We start from the raw sequence: 14,884 nt of genomic DNA on the forward strand, positions 1-14,884 counted from the left end.
GTCAGACACCTCGCAATGCATCGCAAACCCGAACGACGTCGCCGTCGTCGAGCGTCGGGGAGATGGGCAGGGACAAGATCTGCGTGGCCGCCTCCTCGGCGACGGGAATCCGTTCGTCGCATCCGGCGAAAGCCGGTTGCCGGTGGCAAGGAACCGGGTAGTGCACGCCCCAACCCACGCCGGCCGCGGACAGCGCCGCACCCGCCTGTTCCCGCCGCAACGTCCGCACCACCGCGAGGTGGTGCACGTGCTCGGCAGCGGGGTCCACGGCTACCGGCTGGAAGGACGCCGGCAGCGATTCCCGGTACCGGCGCATCAGTTCGCGCCGACGCGCGTTGTCCGAATCCAGCCGCGGGAGCTTCAGGGACAGCGCTGCGGCCTGGATGCTGTCGAGCCTGCTGTTGCGGCCTGGCAGCTCATGGCGGTGCCGGTCGTGCGCGGCTCGACCGTGGTTCGCGAGGCACCGCACCCGGTCGGCCAACTCGACGTCGCTGGTGACGACGGCGCCGCCGTCGCCCAGTGCCCCGAGGTTCTTCCCGGGATAGAAGCTGAAAGCGGCGGCGCGTCCGACACTTCCGGCGGCGTGTCCGCCGTAGCGCGCTCCGTGCGCCTGTGCCGCGTCCTCGATGAACGCGAGACCGCAGCGGTCAGCGAGCGAGCTCAGCGCTGGCACATCGACCATCTGGCCGAACAGGTGGACCCCGATGATCGCAGCAGTACGTCGGTTCACCGCTGCGGCGGCCGCTACGGGATCGATCAGCAGCGTGTCGGGGCGGACATCGACGAATACCGGCCGCGCGCCGGCCGCACGCACCGCTTCCGCGGTGGCGACGAAGGTGTTCGCCGGAACGATGACGTCGTCGCCGCGTCCGATGCCCAGCGCGGTCAAGATCAGTTCGATGGCATCGGTGCCGTTGGCCACGCCGACGCAACTGCGCGACTCGCAGAACGCGGCGAACTGCGTCTCGAACCGTTCGACTTCCGGCCCGCCGACGAACCGGCCGTGTTGGAGGACCGCCTTCCACGCCACTTCCAGATCTGTCTGCAGTTCGGCGTTGATGTCCACGAGGTCCAGGAAGGGGACCGCACCGGTGTTCCCGTTCATTGGACGGCCTCTCCGTAAGCCGCCGGCCCGGCGAGCAGCTGCGCGGCTTCCATGTCATCGGAGGGGCGCTGGGCCGGAACGTCCAGCACTCGCACCGGCCGACCGGCGACCTGTGCCAGGTCCGACGCGCTGAGCACCCGGACGATCTCCAGGCCGCTGCGACCGGAGGTGTTGGGGGTTCGGCCGGTGCGCGCGCAGTCGATGAAGTGAGTGTCCTGCACGAGCAGCGGCTCGCGGAACACCACGTGCGGCGAGACGATGTCGCCGGATCGGTAGGTGATCGGCATCGCGTGCGCGTCCGCCGGATCGTCGAGGCCGTGCGAGTCGACGCCGATGTCGTAGACGCGGATCCGGTCCTCATCGGAAGTGTCGTCGTAGACCGCCATCTTCTGGTCGCCGACGACCGTCACGCGGCGGACCTTCTGCGGATTGAGCCAGCTGACGTGGACGAAGGCGTAGGTCCCGGACTTCTCCAGCTCCAGGCGCACGTGCGCCACGTCCGCGTGTCGTCCGTCGACGTGGTGATGGGCCCACGTGGTGACCGACGCCGGAGTTTCGTCCATCAGGAACGAGATGATCGAAAGGTCGTGCGGTGCGAGGTCCCAGACGACGTTCACATCCCGTTGGTAAAGACCGAGGTTCAGCCGCGCGGTGTCGATGTAGAGCACGCGTCCCAGATCGCCGGAATCGATGATCTCCTTGAGCTTCCACACGGCGGCGTTGTATTCGAAGGTGTGGCCGGTCATGAGCACCACGCCACGTTCATCAGCGGTATCGACGAGCCTTCGGGCGTCCTCGATCGAGGTCGCCAGCGGCTTTTCGACGAGGGTGTGCTTTCCTGCGAGCACGGACCGCAGCGCGATCTGTGCGTGCGAGCACGGCGGAGTTGCCACCACCACCGCGTGCACGCTGGGGAGGATCTCGTCCAAGGCGCACGCCGTGCCCGCCGCCGGAAAATTGCGGTGGGCCTCGGCCAGCCGCCCGAGATCCTGGTCGACGACCACGACCTCCACGCCGGGCAACGTGCTGAGAACGCGTACGTGCTTGGAACCCCAGTAGCCGTAACCCACTACTGCAACGCGCATGCTGTCCGTTCGAGCCATTAAAGCCTCCAGAAACCGGCTGGGGGGGTGCAACAGGGATCCGGTAAGCCATCGTTGGACTTCATGCGGAAATCCGCTTGCTTGGCAATACCAAAGTGGATGCTCCGCCGATTCGTCGCACAGCGTCAGCGCGGTTCTGCCTATCCACGAGGGGGCGAGCCTCGGGAGTGGGACGCAGTGTCGTCACCTGCGCGCCTGACGACGGGCGCGCAAGGTCACCACGATGGAGGAAGGCGAGCTATTTTCGCGGAATAGGTGCGCATATCCTGTGTGGACGAAGAAGATCCTTTTCACCGCAGCTGAAAAACGCGGCCGGATCGAGTGACGTCAGCTGTCGCTGGCAAGACGAGTACACGATTATCGGACCATCCATGTGGTGACGCGGCAGGCGGCTCTCCTGGCGGCAGGGGAGAATCGGACCATGCCGAAGATGCGAGCGCTTTTCATCGCCCTCATGATCGGTTGGGCATTCGTCGCGTGCGGAACGCACAGCCACAACGTTTCCCGGAGCACGGCCGTGGTGACTTCGTCGCCATATCTGTTCTTCGGGTGGGGCAACCCCCCTGACCCGGTTGCGGTGATGAAGGAAACCGGCATCAAGGCGTTCACCCTTGCTTTCATACTCTCCGGTAATGGCTGCGATCCCGCATGGGACGGCGAAAGGCCGCTGGACGGCGACGATGCCGCTCAGATCAAGAGAATCCGCGATGCGGGTGGTGATGTCGTCGTCTCCATGGGGGGCAGCGCCCAGGAGGGGCGAAAGCTGGGCGAGGTCTGCCCGAACGAGCAAGCCCTGGCGAACGCGTACCAGAAGGTCATCGATGCCTACCAGCTCAAAGCGATCGACATCGACATCGAGAAGGGCGAGTTCGAATCCCCTGAAGCGCAAGACCGCGAACTCGGCGCACTGAAGATCCTCAAGCAGCGCAACCCCGAACTGAAGACGATCATGGTGTTTCCCACGGAACGCTCCGGTCCGGACGACCTCGGCAAGCGGCTCATCCGACGAGCGCACGAGCTCGGCGCCAACCTCGACGTCTTCACGATCATGCCGTTCAACTTCGGGGGCACCGACATGACCCGCGACACGATCTCGGCCGCCGAAGGGCTCGTGTCGGAGATCGCCGGCACCTTCGCAATACCGAACGAAGAGGCGTACCAGAAGGCCGGCATATCGTCGAAGAACGGTGGGCTCGAGGAAACCGTGCGGTTGGAGGACTTCCACAACTTCCTGGACTACGCCAACGGCCATCACCTCGGCCGATTCACCTTCTGGGCGGTCAACCGAGACCGTCCCGGCGACCCGAGCCATGACGCGGGCAGCGGGATCCCCCAGCGCGACTGGGACTTCACCAGGATCGTAGCGCGCTACCGCTCCACCGAGCCCTGATCGGCCCGGTCCGAGAACCACAGAACTGTTTCTGCCCGTGTCACGAAGACTTGCTGATCGAACGGTCCGGGAGGTCGGATGATGTCTCTGCTCCGCCTGCACTCCGCCTTGCGCCCGCGCGTGGTCTCTGCCGTCACACGCGGCGTAGTGGAGCCCGTTCTCCGGGCCCCCTATCTGAGCACCGCCCGGTGGTTGCCGGAGTTTTTCGCGTGGCCTGAGCAAAAGCGCCGAGCTTGGCAACGGGACCGGTTGCAAGCTGTCCTGCGGCACGCGCGGGACGAGGTGCCGTACTACCGCGACGTGCTGGCCGGGCGGGACGTGGATGGGGTGGACCTCTCCGAGCTCCCCGTGATCGACAAGGCGATGATGCGGCCGTGCATGGACAACTTCTTGAGCCGGGGCTGGCGAGACATCCCGCACATCGCCAAGAAGACCGGTGGTAGTACCGGCGACCCGTTCCAGTACCCGCTCGACAAGCGCGCTTGGGTGCACGTCTACGGAGCGAACCTGTACTTCTGGGAAAGCGCCGGCTACCGCTACGGGGAGCGCCTGGTAATGGTGAGTTCCCCGCCCTCATTGCAGTCCGCGAGCGAGGGTTTGAAGACTCGCTTGCGCTCTGTACTGGAGGGGCGCGTGATCTCCGCAGCGGGATGCCACATCGACCCGGAGACGAGCCTGGAACGCGCACTTGCCGCCGGGCGGGCGCGGGGAGCGCTCTGGTACGGATACGCGAGCCATATCGCAGCGATGGCCGACGCCGTACTGGAAGCCGGTGTGCGCGTGCCGGCGCCGAAGGTGATCGTCACGACGGCTGAGCTGTTGTTCCCGACCTGGCGCGAGCGCATCGAGCAAGCCTTCGAGGCGCCGCTGCGCGACCAGTACGGGTGCAACGACGGCGGCATCATGTCGCAAGAATGTTCGCACGGCCGGCTTCACCTCGCCGAGAACGTATCGATCGTCGAGATCCTCGACGACGCCGGCCGCCGGTGTCCACCGGGCGAGGAGGGCGACGTGGTTGTGACGAACCTGCACGCGCGGACACTTCCTTTCCTGCGGTACCGGATCGGGGACCGGGCCGTACTCGGCGCGGGGACATGTCCGTGTGGCACGGAAGGCACTTTCCTGGAGCGGGTGGTCGGTCGGCATGGCGACAGCTTGCAATTGCCCAACGGCAGGCACGTTTCCATGCACCCGCTCGGGAAATGCTTCTTCGACGCCCGTCACGTGCGTCGTTACCAGTTCGTCCAGCCGGAGCCCGGTCGCATCCAGGTGCGTCTCGAGGTCGAACCGGGTTTCGACGCGGACGAGCGTTCGATGATCCTCGGCGAAGTTCGACGCGTGGTGGGCAGCGTGGTCGACGTCGACCTGACGACCGACGAGCCGATGGAACTCACCCGGGGCGGCAAGCACCGCGTAGTCGTGCGGGCCTTCGACTCGGCGTGACCTCGTTGCGCACTGCGACCGTTTCGCCACCTGCAGCGTCCGGTCGTGGCCTGCTGGCGCGCCTTCAATGAACGGTCGGGGGAGCGCTACGGGCTGGGCCAGGCCGACCGGGACCAGCGCCGACCGGGCCGCGTACTGCCCGAGATCGACGGCCGGCTTCCCCAACTCGAGGCGCTCGCCTTCCCGGCGGACTCCGGACGCGGCGAGTTCGCCTACACTCATAAACCGACCAGCAGTCGGTTTAGGGGTTGCCGACCGACAGTCGGTATGCTAGGGAGGATCATGAGCAGCCGCGGACAGGGCACGCGCGAACGCCTGGTCGGCATCGCCGCGCATCTCTTCGCCGAGCACGGCTACGAGGGCACATCGATCGAGGCCGTCCTGCGCCAGGCGGAGGTAAGCCGAGGCGCGCTCTACCACCACTTCGGCGGCAAGGAGCCCCTGTTCGAAGCCGTCCTGGAACACGTCGAGGCCGACATCGCGCGCAAGGTCACGGCAGCAGCCAACGACAAAGACCCGGTGGACGCACTGCGCGCCGGCTGCCGAGCCTGGATCCGGCTGGCCGCAGCTCCTGCCGTGCGCCGCATCGTCCTCATCGACGCCCCCGCCGTAGTCGGCTGGCAGCAGTGGCGCGAGATCGAAGAACGCTACGCCCTGGGGCTCCTCAAATCCGTCCTGCACGCCATCGCTGAGCAAGGCAGATTCCCCACCGACCGTGCCGACCTGTTCGCGCACATGCTGCTGGCCTCGATGAACGAAATCGCCCTCCTGATAGCCAGAGCAGACGGCGACGAACACATCATTCAACAAAGCGAAGCCGCCGCCGACGAACTCTTGGCCCGCCTCGTGCACGCCTGACCGCGTTCTCGATGCGGATCATGCGTCGGAGGCTGGCGCTGTCGGTTGTTGTCTATTGTGGATGGCTTTGGGGGTCAAGGGTTCCAGGGCCAGCGCCTGTCAGCCCGATGTTGGCGGAGGACCGCTGATCGGCACGTAGGTCAGCAGGTTTTTCTTGCCTGGTCGTGGATCTCGGATGATCGCCACATTGGTCGCTTTATCCGTTTTCGGTATTTTGCTGCTCACAATGGCAAATGTCCGGTGCGGTGTGACCGACCGACGACCTGGCGGTCCCCGGTTGCCCTCCGTTTTCTGAACGTTCAGCCGGAATCCCTACCCGAGTTGATGGCTGTCCCTAAGTTCTTAGCCTGACGAAGGAAGGGAACAATGGACACACCCCCCGCAGTGCGGGCTCGTGGGATCACCAAGTGTTTCGGCGATGTCGTTGCGCTCGACGGCATCGATCTGGATGTGGCGCAGGGGCAGATCCACGGGTTGGTCGGGCCGAACGGCGCCGGCAAGACCACCTTGCTCGGTCTGCTGCTGGGTCTGGCCGTCGCCGACGGCGGCACGCTGGAAATCCTCGGTACGCCGGTCGGCCGGTCGCTCGCCGCTCCGGACGCCGTCGCGGGATTCGTCGACGGGCCCGGCCTCTACCCGTCGCTCACCGCCAAGCAGAACCTCGCCGCGCTGGCCGTGCTTCGCGGCCGCGACGCGAGGACGGCGGGGATCGACGACGTGCTCGACCAGGTCGGGCTCGCCGATGTCGCCCGCGACCGGGTCCGGGGCTTCTCTCTCGGCATGCGTCAGCGCCTCGGGCTCGCCGCAGCCCTGCTCACCAAGCCCCGCCTCCTGGTGCTCGACGAGCCGTCCAACGGCCTCGACCCGGCCGGCAAGCAGCACATGCACGGCGTCCTCACCCGGCTCGCGGCCGACGGAACCTCCGTCGTGCTCTCCAGCCACCGGATGGATGACCTCGAAGCACTGTCCTCCGAGGTCACCATCGTCGCCACCGGACGGGTCGTCTTCTCTGGCCCGTTGAGCAAGCTCGCCGCCGAGAACCAGGAACTCGACTACCGGGTGCTCACCTCCGACCCGGAGGCCGCCCGCAGGCTGGCCGCCGACATAACCGGGGTCCGCGTCGCCGACGACGTCGGGACACGGCACGACACCGAGGTGCTCGTGGTGCGCGCGTTGGTGCCCGCCCTCGACGAACTGGTGGTGCGGCTTGTGCACGCGGGCATCGCGTTGCGCGAGCTCGCGCCGGTGGTGTCACCACTCGAAGCCGCGTTCCTCGCCCTCACCGAGCAGCAGGAGTCCAGCCGATGACCGCGACCGTCGCCGATGCCCCCGCTTCCGCCGCCCGCCCTGTCTCGGTGGCGCGAGGCTACCGCTTCGAGCTGGTCAAACTGCTCTCGCAATGGCGGGTGCGCCTGCTGGTCCTCGCTTGCTGGCTCGCGCCTGCGCTCTTCGTCGCCGCGGTGAGCCAGCAGAGTTCGCTGCCCGTCGACACCCTCTTCGGTCGCTGGATGAATGCCACGGGTTGGGCCGGATCGCTGGTGATGCTCGGTTTCGCGGGCACCTACGCGCTCCCGCTGCTGACCTCGCTGATCGCCGGTGACGTCTTCGCTTCTGAAGACCGGCTCGGCACCTGGCGTCACCTGCTGGTGGCGGTCCGTTCGCCGCGACGGATCTTCGTCGCGAAGGCACTGGCCAGCCTCACCGTCATCCTGGTGCTCGTGGCCGGGCTGGTCGCTTCCAGCGCGATCGGCGGGGTCGTCGCGGTCGGCAACAGGGAGCTGGTCGGGCTCGACGGCCACCTGCTGGCGCCGGCGGACGCCGCTGGGAAGGTCCTGCTCGCGTGGGTCTGCGTGCTCGCCCCGTCCCTGGCCCTCGCCGCGATCGGACTGCTCGGCTCCGTCGCATTTGGACGGTCCCCGATGGGACTGCTGCTGCCAATCGTCGTCGCCCTCGCCATGCAGCTCGTCCAGATGCTGCCGGTGCCGGCCGCGGTGCGCCTCGCCCTGCCCAGTTACGCCTTCATCGCCTGGAACGGTCTGTTCACCAGCCCGGCGCAACTCGGGCCGCTGATGATCGGCATCGTGGTCAGCCTCGTGTGGGCCGTTGCCGCGACCGCCTTGGCCTACCTGCTTTTCCTGCGACGCGACTTCACGAACCTCACTCACGACGGCTCCGGGCGCCGCGCGATCACCACCGGCCTCCTGCCGCTCGTCGGGCTGTTCGCCGTGACCGCCGCAGTCGTACCCACGGCCACCGGGGCCACCGGCTCCGGGATCGAGCAGGACAAAGTGCAGAGCTCGGTCGCCACGGCCTTCGCCCACCTCTACCGCCTGCAGACCAGGCAGCTGAACCGACCCGACGTCACCGAGGCGCAGTTGAGGGCCACCGCGGCGTGCAACAAGGGCGACGGCCAGGTCGCGCCCCAGGGGCCGGGCAATGACTGGCGCTGCGTCGTCTCCTGGCATCTCCCCGACGTCGAGGCCGCAGGGACGGCCATCTACCAGCTCGACGTCACCGCAGACGGGCGGTTCGTCGCCGACGGCGACGGACCGAAGGAAGTGAACGGCTACTTCCAGGTGCGAACCCCGGCCGGGGACGCACCGAACCCGCTCTGGCAGTTCGACGGCAACGTCGAGCTGCTACCCACCACCCCGAAGGGATAACTGCAAAATGCAGGTAACACGCCGTAGGCGGCGCATCGAGAAAGGCCTCTCCGGTCTTCTCGATCGACGCATCGGCCGCCGCATCCCCCTGGTAACGGCGGGCACCACCGTCATCGCCGTCGCCGTTGCCGGCACTGGTTTCGCCCAGACGCACCAGTTCGGCACCGACCAGGTGGGGCAGACCACCGATCAGGGTCAGGTCGTCTCCGCCGACCAGTACATCGCCCCGATCGGTGACCGCCTCGTCATCAACAACGGCAAGATCATGTCCTCCTCGGTCAGCCCGGACGGCACCCACCTCGCGGCCTCGGTCACCGACGGTGGGATGGCGCTGTCCATCGTGGACCTGAAGAACTGGAAGGTGCAGCAGCTCGTCGGCAACTCCGCGTCGGCGGACCTGCGCATCGGCGGCAACGACGTGGGTCAGGAAGGTCCCACGTACTCGCCCGACGGTTCGCAGCTGTGGCTGGGTCAGATCGACGGCTACCGCAAGTTCACCGTGAACCCGGACGGCACCGTCGGCAACCCGGCCTTCGTCTCGATCCCGGCGGACGGTCCCAAGCACGCACTGGTGGGTGAAGCGGTGTTCTCGCCCGACGGCTCGACCGTGTACTCCGCCGTCAATGGCCAGAACCGCGTGGTCGCCATCGACGCGGGGACCGGTGCCATCCGGCAGAGCTGGGCCGTGGGCAACGCCCCGCGTGACATGGTCCAGGTCGGCTCCAAGCTCTACGTCAGCAACGAGGGCGGACGCCCGGCGGCACCCGGCGACACCACGCTGAACTCCTACAACACCCAGGTCCCGGCCGACCCCTCCACCGGTGCCACCACCACCGGCACGGTCAGCGTCATCGACCTGGCGAACCCGGCCGCTGCCGCCGCGAGCATCGACGTCGGTCTGCACCCGACCGCCCTGTACGCCAAGAACGGGGCGTTGTTCGTCACCAACACCGCCACCAACGACGTGTCGGTCATCGACACCGCCAGCAACAAGGTCGTGCAGACCATCGCCACCCAGCCGTGGCCGGAGGCGTCGGTCGGCTACGAGCCCGACGCGGTGACGCTCACCGACGACGGTCACCTGCTGGTTACCCTCGGCCGCGCCAACGCGGTCGCCGTCTACCGGTACACGAGCCCGCTGGAGCCGGTCAGCTACGTCGGCCTGCTCCCGACGGACTACTTCCCCGCGGAGATCACCACCGTCGGCAACGAGGTGCTGGTCTCCAACACCCGTGGCATCGACGCCCGCCGCCCCACCGACAAAGCCGGGCACGGCACGCACGACACGACGTCGAGCCTGCAGCGGTTCACGCTGCCGGACGACGGTGCCATCAAGGGCGAGACCGGCAAGGTCTTCAGCCAGAACGGCTGGAACGGCAGCTCGATCACGTTGTCCGAGGGCAAGGGCGACGCGAAGCCGGTGCCGGTCCCGCAGCGCCTCGGCGACCCCTCGACGATCAAGCACGTCTTCCTGATCGTCAAGGAGAACCGGACCTACGACCAGGTCTTCGGTGACGACCAGCGTGGCAACGGCGACCCGGCGCTGACGCAGTTCGGCGAGAACGTGACGCCGAACCAGCACGCGATGGCCCGGCAGTTCGGGCTGTACGACAACACCTACGACATCGGCACGAACTCCGCCGAGGGGCACAACTGGCTGATGCAGGCCGACAACCCGGAGTACACCGAGTCGTCGGCCGGTGAGTACAAGCGCAGCTACGACACCGAGGACGACGCGCTCGGCCATCAGCGCACGGGCTTCATCTGGAGCGGTGCGCAGGCGGCCGGCAAGAGCGTGCGCAACTTCGGTGAGTTCCAGCAGTTCCTGACCAAGCCCGCCGGTGCGACCTGGCAGAACCTGTACTGCGACACCAAGAACATGGCGGCGACCGGTCAGGACACCGCCTACCCAATGGTCTCGTCCTCGCCGATCCCGTCGCTCAACGACGTGTCGGTGCACGGCTTCCCGAAGTTCGACACCAGCGTCCCGGACCTCTACCGGTACGAGATCTGGAAGCGCGACTTCGAGAAGAACGGACCGGCGAACCTGAACATGTTCTGGCTCTCCAGCGACCACACCGGTGGTCCGCCGAACGGGGCCGCCCAGGTCGCGGACAACGACCTCGCGGTCGGCAAGATGGTCGACACGATCTCGCACAGCCAGTACTGGAAGGACTCGGCGATCTTCGTGGTCGAGGATGACTCCCAGGCCGGTCTCGACCACGTCGACGGCCACCGCGCCCCGATCCAGATCATCAGCCCCTGGGCCAAGCACGGCGCCGTCGACAGCCACTACTACTCGCAGATCACGATGATCCGGACCATCGAGCAGATCCTCGGGGTCCACCCGATGAACCAGAAGGACAGTGCGGCCACCCCGATGCGTGGGGCGTTCACCCCGGCGCCCGACTACACGCCGTTCACCGCTTTGCCCAACCGGACCTCGCTGACCGCGGGTCTGAAGACCCAGCCTGCCTGCGGTGCGGACACCCCCGCGCCGCAGAACGTCGCGGCCGCAGCCGTGCCGTCGGACACGGTGCCGGCGGACAAGCAGCAGGTGGCGGCGCAGTGGGACGAGTGGCTGACGCAGCAGCACCTGTCCGGTCCTGACGCCAAGCCCGACTTCGCGAACCCCGCGCAGATGAACCACTTCACGTGGTACCAGGCGCACGGGTGGACGCAGCCCTACCCGGGTGAGGACAAGGTCTACGCGCCGGCCGACGTGCCGGGCGCCTACATCCCGTCGTCGGAGTCCGACGGCTGACGTGGGCTGATCGCCAAGAAAGGCCCTGGCCGGCTACACCGCCGGTCAGGGCCTTCTGCTTCGGGATCCCGGTCCAGGAGCTCCCGCCGACCACCGTCATGTGGTCAGCTCATGCCCGTCCCGCGGATGCGGCCTGCTTGAGGCGCCGCTGCCGGCGGGCACCGTAGATCATCGTCCAGGTCAGCAGCAGCGCGATCGTTCCGATGCCGAGCATCGCGGACAGCGCGACCATCACGTCGATGGGCAACACGAAGGCGAGCCCGACGCGCACCGCCGCTTCGACCAGCAGCACGACCGCCCACACCGCGGTCATGAAGATGAAGCTGCGGCGGAAACCCGGGTTCGATCCCCAAAGTCCCTCCCACGCCTCGACGTTGTCGCCGGCGGAACGGAACCGCCTCGCGGCGTGGAACATCGCCGGCTTGCCGACGAAGCAGCTGGCCAGGAAGATCAGCCCGGTTATACCGGTGCCCAGCGAATCCTTGATGACGAGAGCGCGATCGTCCCCGGAGATCAGGACGAGCGGGAGCGCGAGCAGGTAGGTCAGCAGCATGAAGCCTGCGAACGGCTCCAGCTTCCCTGCCCGGAACGCGACGAACAACAGTCGCGCCCCGGCCACTCCGGCGCCGGCGAGCAACGACACGTGCTCGCTGAAACCGTAGGAGCGCAGGCCGTAGTAGGCCGCCATCGGCAGACCCACGTCGACCAGCAGACCGCCGAAGATCTTCAGGAACTTGCGGACCGCCGAAGGCGGCTGCGTCTGGGGCTGGGGCATCGTGGGCATTTCGGTCGAGGCGGCGGTTGTCGTGCGGTACTGGGAAGTCGTCATGATCAGGCATCCAATTCTGCGTCCGGGACCCAAGATCCGTGGAATCCGGTGGGCACCCTGCGGGGCAGGTGCACGGTGGCCACCGGGGCGGCGGTGGTGTCGGTGGTGTCGAGCACGACGAGGTCGGAACCCTTGCCGGTGCGGTCGCTGATGATGGAGAGCAGCCAACCGTCGTCTTCGTTGCGGGCATCTGCCGCGGGCACGAACACGGCCTCGCCCGCGGTCCCGGCGACTTCCGTCATTGTTCTCCCTCCGGGGACGAGAGATGCCAGCAACTTCGGCGATGACTTTGACAGGTACACTTCAACATGTCAAATGAGACATGTCAAATGAGACATGTTCAGCCATACATGACTGTTTCGTCAGGTAGAGTTCGGATTCGGAGGTAACGATGTCGCTGCGCTATGCCCTGCTCGGACTGCTGGCCGACGAACCGCAGAGCGGTTACGACCTGACGCTTCGATTCGAGCGCTCCCTGAAGCGATACGCCTGGCACGCCAGGCACAGTCAGATCTATCCCGAGCTGAACAAGCTCGCCGCCGACGGCCTGATCGCTGTCGTGGCGGAAGGCGCGCGAGGACGCCGCACCTACGCGCTCACCGAAACCGGCCGGGAAGCGCTGCACAGCTGGCTCACGGACTGGTCTTCCCTCCAGCCCGTCCGAAATGAGTTCGTGCTTCGGCTCTTCCTGATGTCCACTTTGGATCCGGCGGAAGCGCTACCCCTGCTGCGCGGTGTTCACGACCACGCGAAACACGAGGTGGCCGAACTGGAAGCCAGGGTGGAGGCGGCCAGCGGACCCGGCGGGCAGTGGGAGTTCGGCCGACTAGCGGCCGAGTACGGCTTGCGCCAGTACCAGGCCATGCTCGAATGGGCGGACTGGGCTCAGGCCGAGTTGTCGAGGCTTGCGCCGGACGAGAAATCCGCCGACGCCACCCCATGAGCCCAGCCGCGCCGAACCACCGGGTAGGTCCTCGCCGCGAGCGGGACCACAGTGGACCCGTTGGGCCCGCACGATCCGCACCGGGTGGTCGAAGCACTTCGTGACCTGGCCGCCCGCGTGGCCACGCGGTGTTCCTCACCTGACGGCTGGGGACTTCCGGGCCAGCAGCACCAGGACGGTCGATGCCAGCACCGCCACCATGGCGGCGAGGATCAGCCCGGCCACTTGCACACCTCGCAGTTGGGTGATGAGGCCGCAGGCCACGACCGGCACGGAGATCGCCACGTACGCCACGACGAAGAAGCTGGAGGCGACCTCGGCCCGCTGCCTCGGCGGCGCGGCCTGGTTGACCGCCGCCAGCCCGGTGCGGAAGCTCAGCCCCTGGCCGAGTCCGGCCACCACCGCCCCGGCGATCACCAAGACCAGCGAAGGCAGCGCGAGGCCGAGAGCGAGCAGGCCCATACCCGCGATCAAACCCACGCAGCCGATGACGAGCGGGCGTGCCCTGAAGACCACCACCAGCGCGGTCTGACCGGCTGTCGATGCCGCGAACACGGCGAATACGACCAGACCGACTATCGCGTGGTCGTCGATGCGGAGCACCTCGCCGAGGAAATCCGGTGCCACCGCCGTGAACAGGCCCAGCACGGCGAAACCAGCGAAAGCCGCCAAGCCGGCCCGCACGAAGGCCGGTCGTGCCTGCGGAGGAACCCGCAGACGTTGCGGGCGCAGGCGAACGCGGCCTTCGGCCTGCACCGGCTCCGGGATGGACCACACGAGCACCATCGCGGGGATGACCAGAGCGAGATCCACCCCGAACGGCAGCCGCAGCGGTGCCACGGCGAACTGCGCGAGCAGGCCGGCCATCAGCGGGCCGCAGCCCAAGCCCCCGATGTTGGCCGATGTGGCGACCACGGTCGCGCGGCCGACCGAGCTCCGCGGCACCAGGTCAGCGAGGGTCGCCGTCGCCGTGCCCGTGAAGATTCCCGCCGACAAGCCCGAGAGTATGCGGCCCACCAGCAGCAGCCAGAGGCCGTTGGCGACGAGGAACACCACGGCGCTCAACGCGGACAGCGCAAGCCCTGCCAGCAGCACACGCCGCCGACCGATCTGGTCGGACAGGTGACCGAAGAGCAGGAGCGCGGCGATGACCCCGACCGCGTACGTCGCGAAGATCACGGTGACCATCAGCTCGGAGAAACCGAACTCGCTTCGGTAGATCGGGTACAGCGGTGTCGGCAGGGTAGTCCCGATCATGGTTACCGTGAACGCGTAGGCCACCACGGCGAAACCACCGCGTCGGCCGAATCGCGGTGAGCCACTCCTGAACAGGAGCTGGACTATCGGGCGTGTGAACGTCATCGCTGGATACCATCCTTCGGTGGCGCCGGCAGCCCCAGGTTGGCGTTGACGGCAACCGGAGCCAAGCGCCTGCATCCCACCTCCCCCATCGCCACGCCCCGACATCTCCAGGGTGGGGGAAAAAGCCGATGCCCGCGAGGTCGACCGCGGGTGCGGCGCGAATGGGTTCGCTAGCGCAGCACGGCGGCGAACTGCTTGGCCATTCAGTCCAAGCACACCGCTGCCGGCTCGACCGGTGCGGGCGTGACGATGCCCGCTTCGTGGGGTATCCGGGTGTCTCGCTCGGCTCGATGTCGATCGTTGCCAACGGACCTGGTGCATCTGTTTGTCTGGTTTGGTTTCCTGGGGAAACTCTCAGCTTCGGTGCGCGAAGATCACAAGCCGCAGCCGAAGTCGCAGCCGAGGGGACCTGGCTGTTCTGGCA

At 67.2% G+C, this 14,884-nt stretch carries 12 protein-coding genes; 7 read left to right on the forward strand and 5 right to left on the reverse strand.

Annotated elements, in window-relative coordinates; genetic code table 11:
- Position 1: 1 nt before the first annotated feature.
- Positions 2–1,105, reverse strand: coding sequence for a DegT/DnrJ/EryC1/StrS family aminotransferase (locus tag DL519_RS03200; RefSeq protein WP_190812809.1), 1,104 nt, complete (start codon positions 1,103–1,105; stop codon positions 2–4).
- Positions 1,102–2,190 (reverse strand): Gfo/Idh/MocA family protein, encoded by a 1,089-nt coding sequence (locus DL519_RS03205; protein ID WP_223838395.1) that lies wholly within the window; start codon positions 2,188–2,190, stop codon positions 1,102–1,104. The genes DL519_RS03200 and DL519_RS03205 overlap by 4 nt, the downstream gene beginning before the upstream one ends.
- A gap of 439 nt (positions 2,191–2,629) precedes the next feature.
- Between DL519_RS03205 and DL519_RS03210 the strand changes: the two genes are divergently transcribed.
- The 6 genes from DL519_RS03210 (at position 2,630) to DL519_RS03235 (ending at position 11,326) form a co-directional block, all read left to right on the forward strand.
- Positions 2,630–3,598: a chitinase gene (locus DL519_RS03210; protein WP_223838396.1), complete on the forward strand. Its 969-nt coding sequence runs from the start codon at positions 2,630–2,632 to the stop codon at positions 3,596–3,598.
- Between the two features lie 249 nt (positions 3,599–3,847).
- Positions 3,848–5,041, forward strand: a complete 1,194-nt coding sequence (locus tag DL519_RS03215) for a phenylacetate--CoA ligase family protein (RefSeq protein WP_190812811.1) — start codon at positions 3,848–3,850, stop codon at positions 5,039–5,041.
- 282 nt (positions 5,042–5,323) lie between these two features.
- The gene (locus tag DL519_RS03220; RefSeq protein WP_223838397.1) at positions 5,324–5,899 is read left to right on the forward strand and encodes a TetR/AcrR family transcriptional regulator; all 576 of its coding nucleotides are present in this window, start codon (positions 5,324–5,326) and stop codon (positions 5,897–5,899) included.
- A gap of 366 nt (positions 5,900–6,265) precedes the next feature.
- Entirely contained in the window at positions 6,266–7,207 is a 942-nt protein-coding gene (locus DL519_RS03225; protein WP_190812812.1) for an ABC transporter ATP-binding protein, read from the forward strand.
- Positions 7,204–8,562, forward strand: coding sequence for an ABC transporter permease (locus DL519_RS03230; RefSeq protein ID WP_190812813.1), 1,359 nt, complete (start codon positions 7,204–7,206; stop codon positions 8,560–8,562). Before DL519_RS03225 ends, DL519_RS03230 begins: the two co-directional genes overlap by 4 nt.
- Before the next feature lie 7 nt (positions 8,563–8,569).
- Positions 8,570–11,326, forward strand: coding sequence for a bifunctional YncE family protein/alkaline phosphatase family protein (locus DL519_RS03235; protein WP_190812814.1), 2,757 nt, complete (start codon positions 8,570–8,572; stop codon positions 11,324–11,326).
- Between the two features lie 109 nt (positions 11,327–11,435).
- On the opposite strand, the gene DL519_RS03240 is transcribed toward DL519_RS03235, so the two are convergent.
- A complete protein-coding gene (locus DL519_RS03240) occupies positions 11,436–12,155 on the reverse strand; it encodes a VC0807 family protein (RefSeq protein WP_223838398.1) in 720 nt (239 codons plus the stop codon).
- Positions 12,156–12,157: 2 nt separating this feature from the next.
- Positions 12,158–12,397, reverse strand: a complete 240-nt coding sequence (locus DL519_RS03245) for a carotenoid oxygenase family protein (protein ID WP_223838399.1) — start codon at positions 12,395–12,397, stop codon at positions 12,158–12,160.
- Between the two features lie 149 nt (positions 12,398–12,546).
- Here DL519_RS03245 and DL519_RS03250 point away from each other — a divergent pair, with 149 nt between their 5' ends.
- Positions 12,547–13,098: a PadR family transcriptional regulator gene (locus tag DL519_RS03250; protein ID WP_190812815.1), complete on the forward strand. Its 552-nt coding sequence runs from the start codon at positions 12,547–12,549 to the stop codon at positions 13,096–13,098.
- Between the two features lie 135 nt (positions 13,099–13,233).
- On the opposite strand, the gene DL519_RS03255 is transcribed toward DL519_RS03250, so the two are convergent.
- Complete coding sequence (locus DL519_RS03255; RefSeq protein ID WP_190812816.1) at positions 13,234–14,460, reverse strand: MFS transporter; 1,227 nt, start codon at positions 14,458–14,460, stop codon at positions 13,234–13,236.
- Between the last annotated feature and the right edge of the window lie 424 nt (positions 14,461–14,884).

Source organism: Saccharopolyspora pogona (assembly GCF_014697215.1).
Classification (GTDB): Bacteria; Actinomycetota; Actinomycetes; order Mycobacteriales; family Pseudonocardiaceae; genus Saccharopolyspora; species Saccharopolyspora hattusasensis.

Bases quoted from the DNA above. Each gene is read 5' to 3' on its own strand.
- DL519_RS03210 (WP_223838396.1), top strand. From the start codon at position 2,630: ATGCCGAAGATGCGAGCGCTTTTCATCGCCCTCATGATCGGTTGGGCA.
- DL519_RS03240 (WP_223838398.1), bottom strand. From the start codon at position 12,155: ATGACGACTTCCCAGTACCGCACGACAACCGCCGCCTCGACCGAAATG.
- DL519_RS03200 (WP_190812809.1), bottom strand. From the start codon at position 1,105: ATGAACGGGAACACCGGTGCGGTCCCCTTCCTGGACCTCGTGGACATC.
- DL519_RS03255 (WP_190812816.1), bottom strand. From the start codon at position 14,460: ATGACGTTCACACGCCCGATAGTCCAGCTCCTGTTCAGGAGTGGCTCA.
- DL519_RS03225 (WP_190812812.1), top strand. From the start codon at position 6,266: ATGGACACACCCCCCGCAGTGCGGGCTCGTGGGATCACCAAGTGTTTC.
- DL519_RS03205 (WP_223838395.1), bottom strand. From the start codon at position 2,190: ATGCGCGTTGCAGTAGTGGGTTACGGCTACTGGGGTTCCAAGCACGTA.
- DL519_RS03250 (WP_190812815.1), top strand. From the start codon at position 12,547: ATGTCGCTGCGCTATGCCCTGCTCGGACTGCTGGCCGACGAACCGCAG.
- DL519_RS03230 (WP_190812813.1), top strand. From the start codon at position 7,204: ATGACCGCGACCGTCGCCGATGCCCCCGCTTCCGCCGCCCGCCCTGTC.
- DL519_RS03245 (WP_223838399.1), bottom strand. From the start codon at position 12,397: ATGACGGAAGTCGCCGGGACCGCGGGCGAGGCCGTGTTCGTGCCCGCG.
- DL519_RS03220 (WP_223838397.1), top strand. From the start codon at position 5,324: ATGAGCAGCCGCGGACAGGGCACGCGCGAACGCCTGGTCGGCATCGCC.
- DL519_RS03235 (WP_190812814.1), top strand. From the start codon at position 8,570: ATGCAGGTAACACGCCGTAGGCGGCGCATCGAGAAAGGCCTCTCCGGT.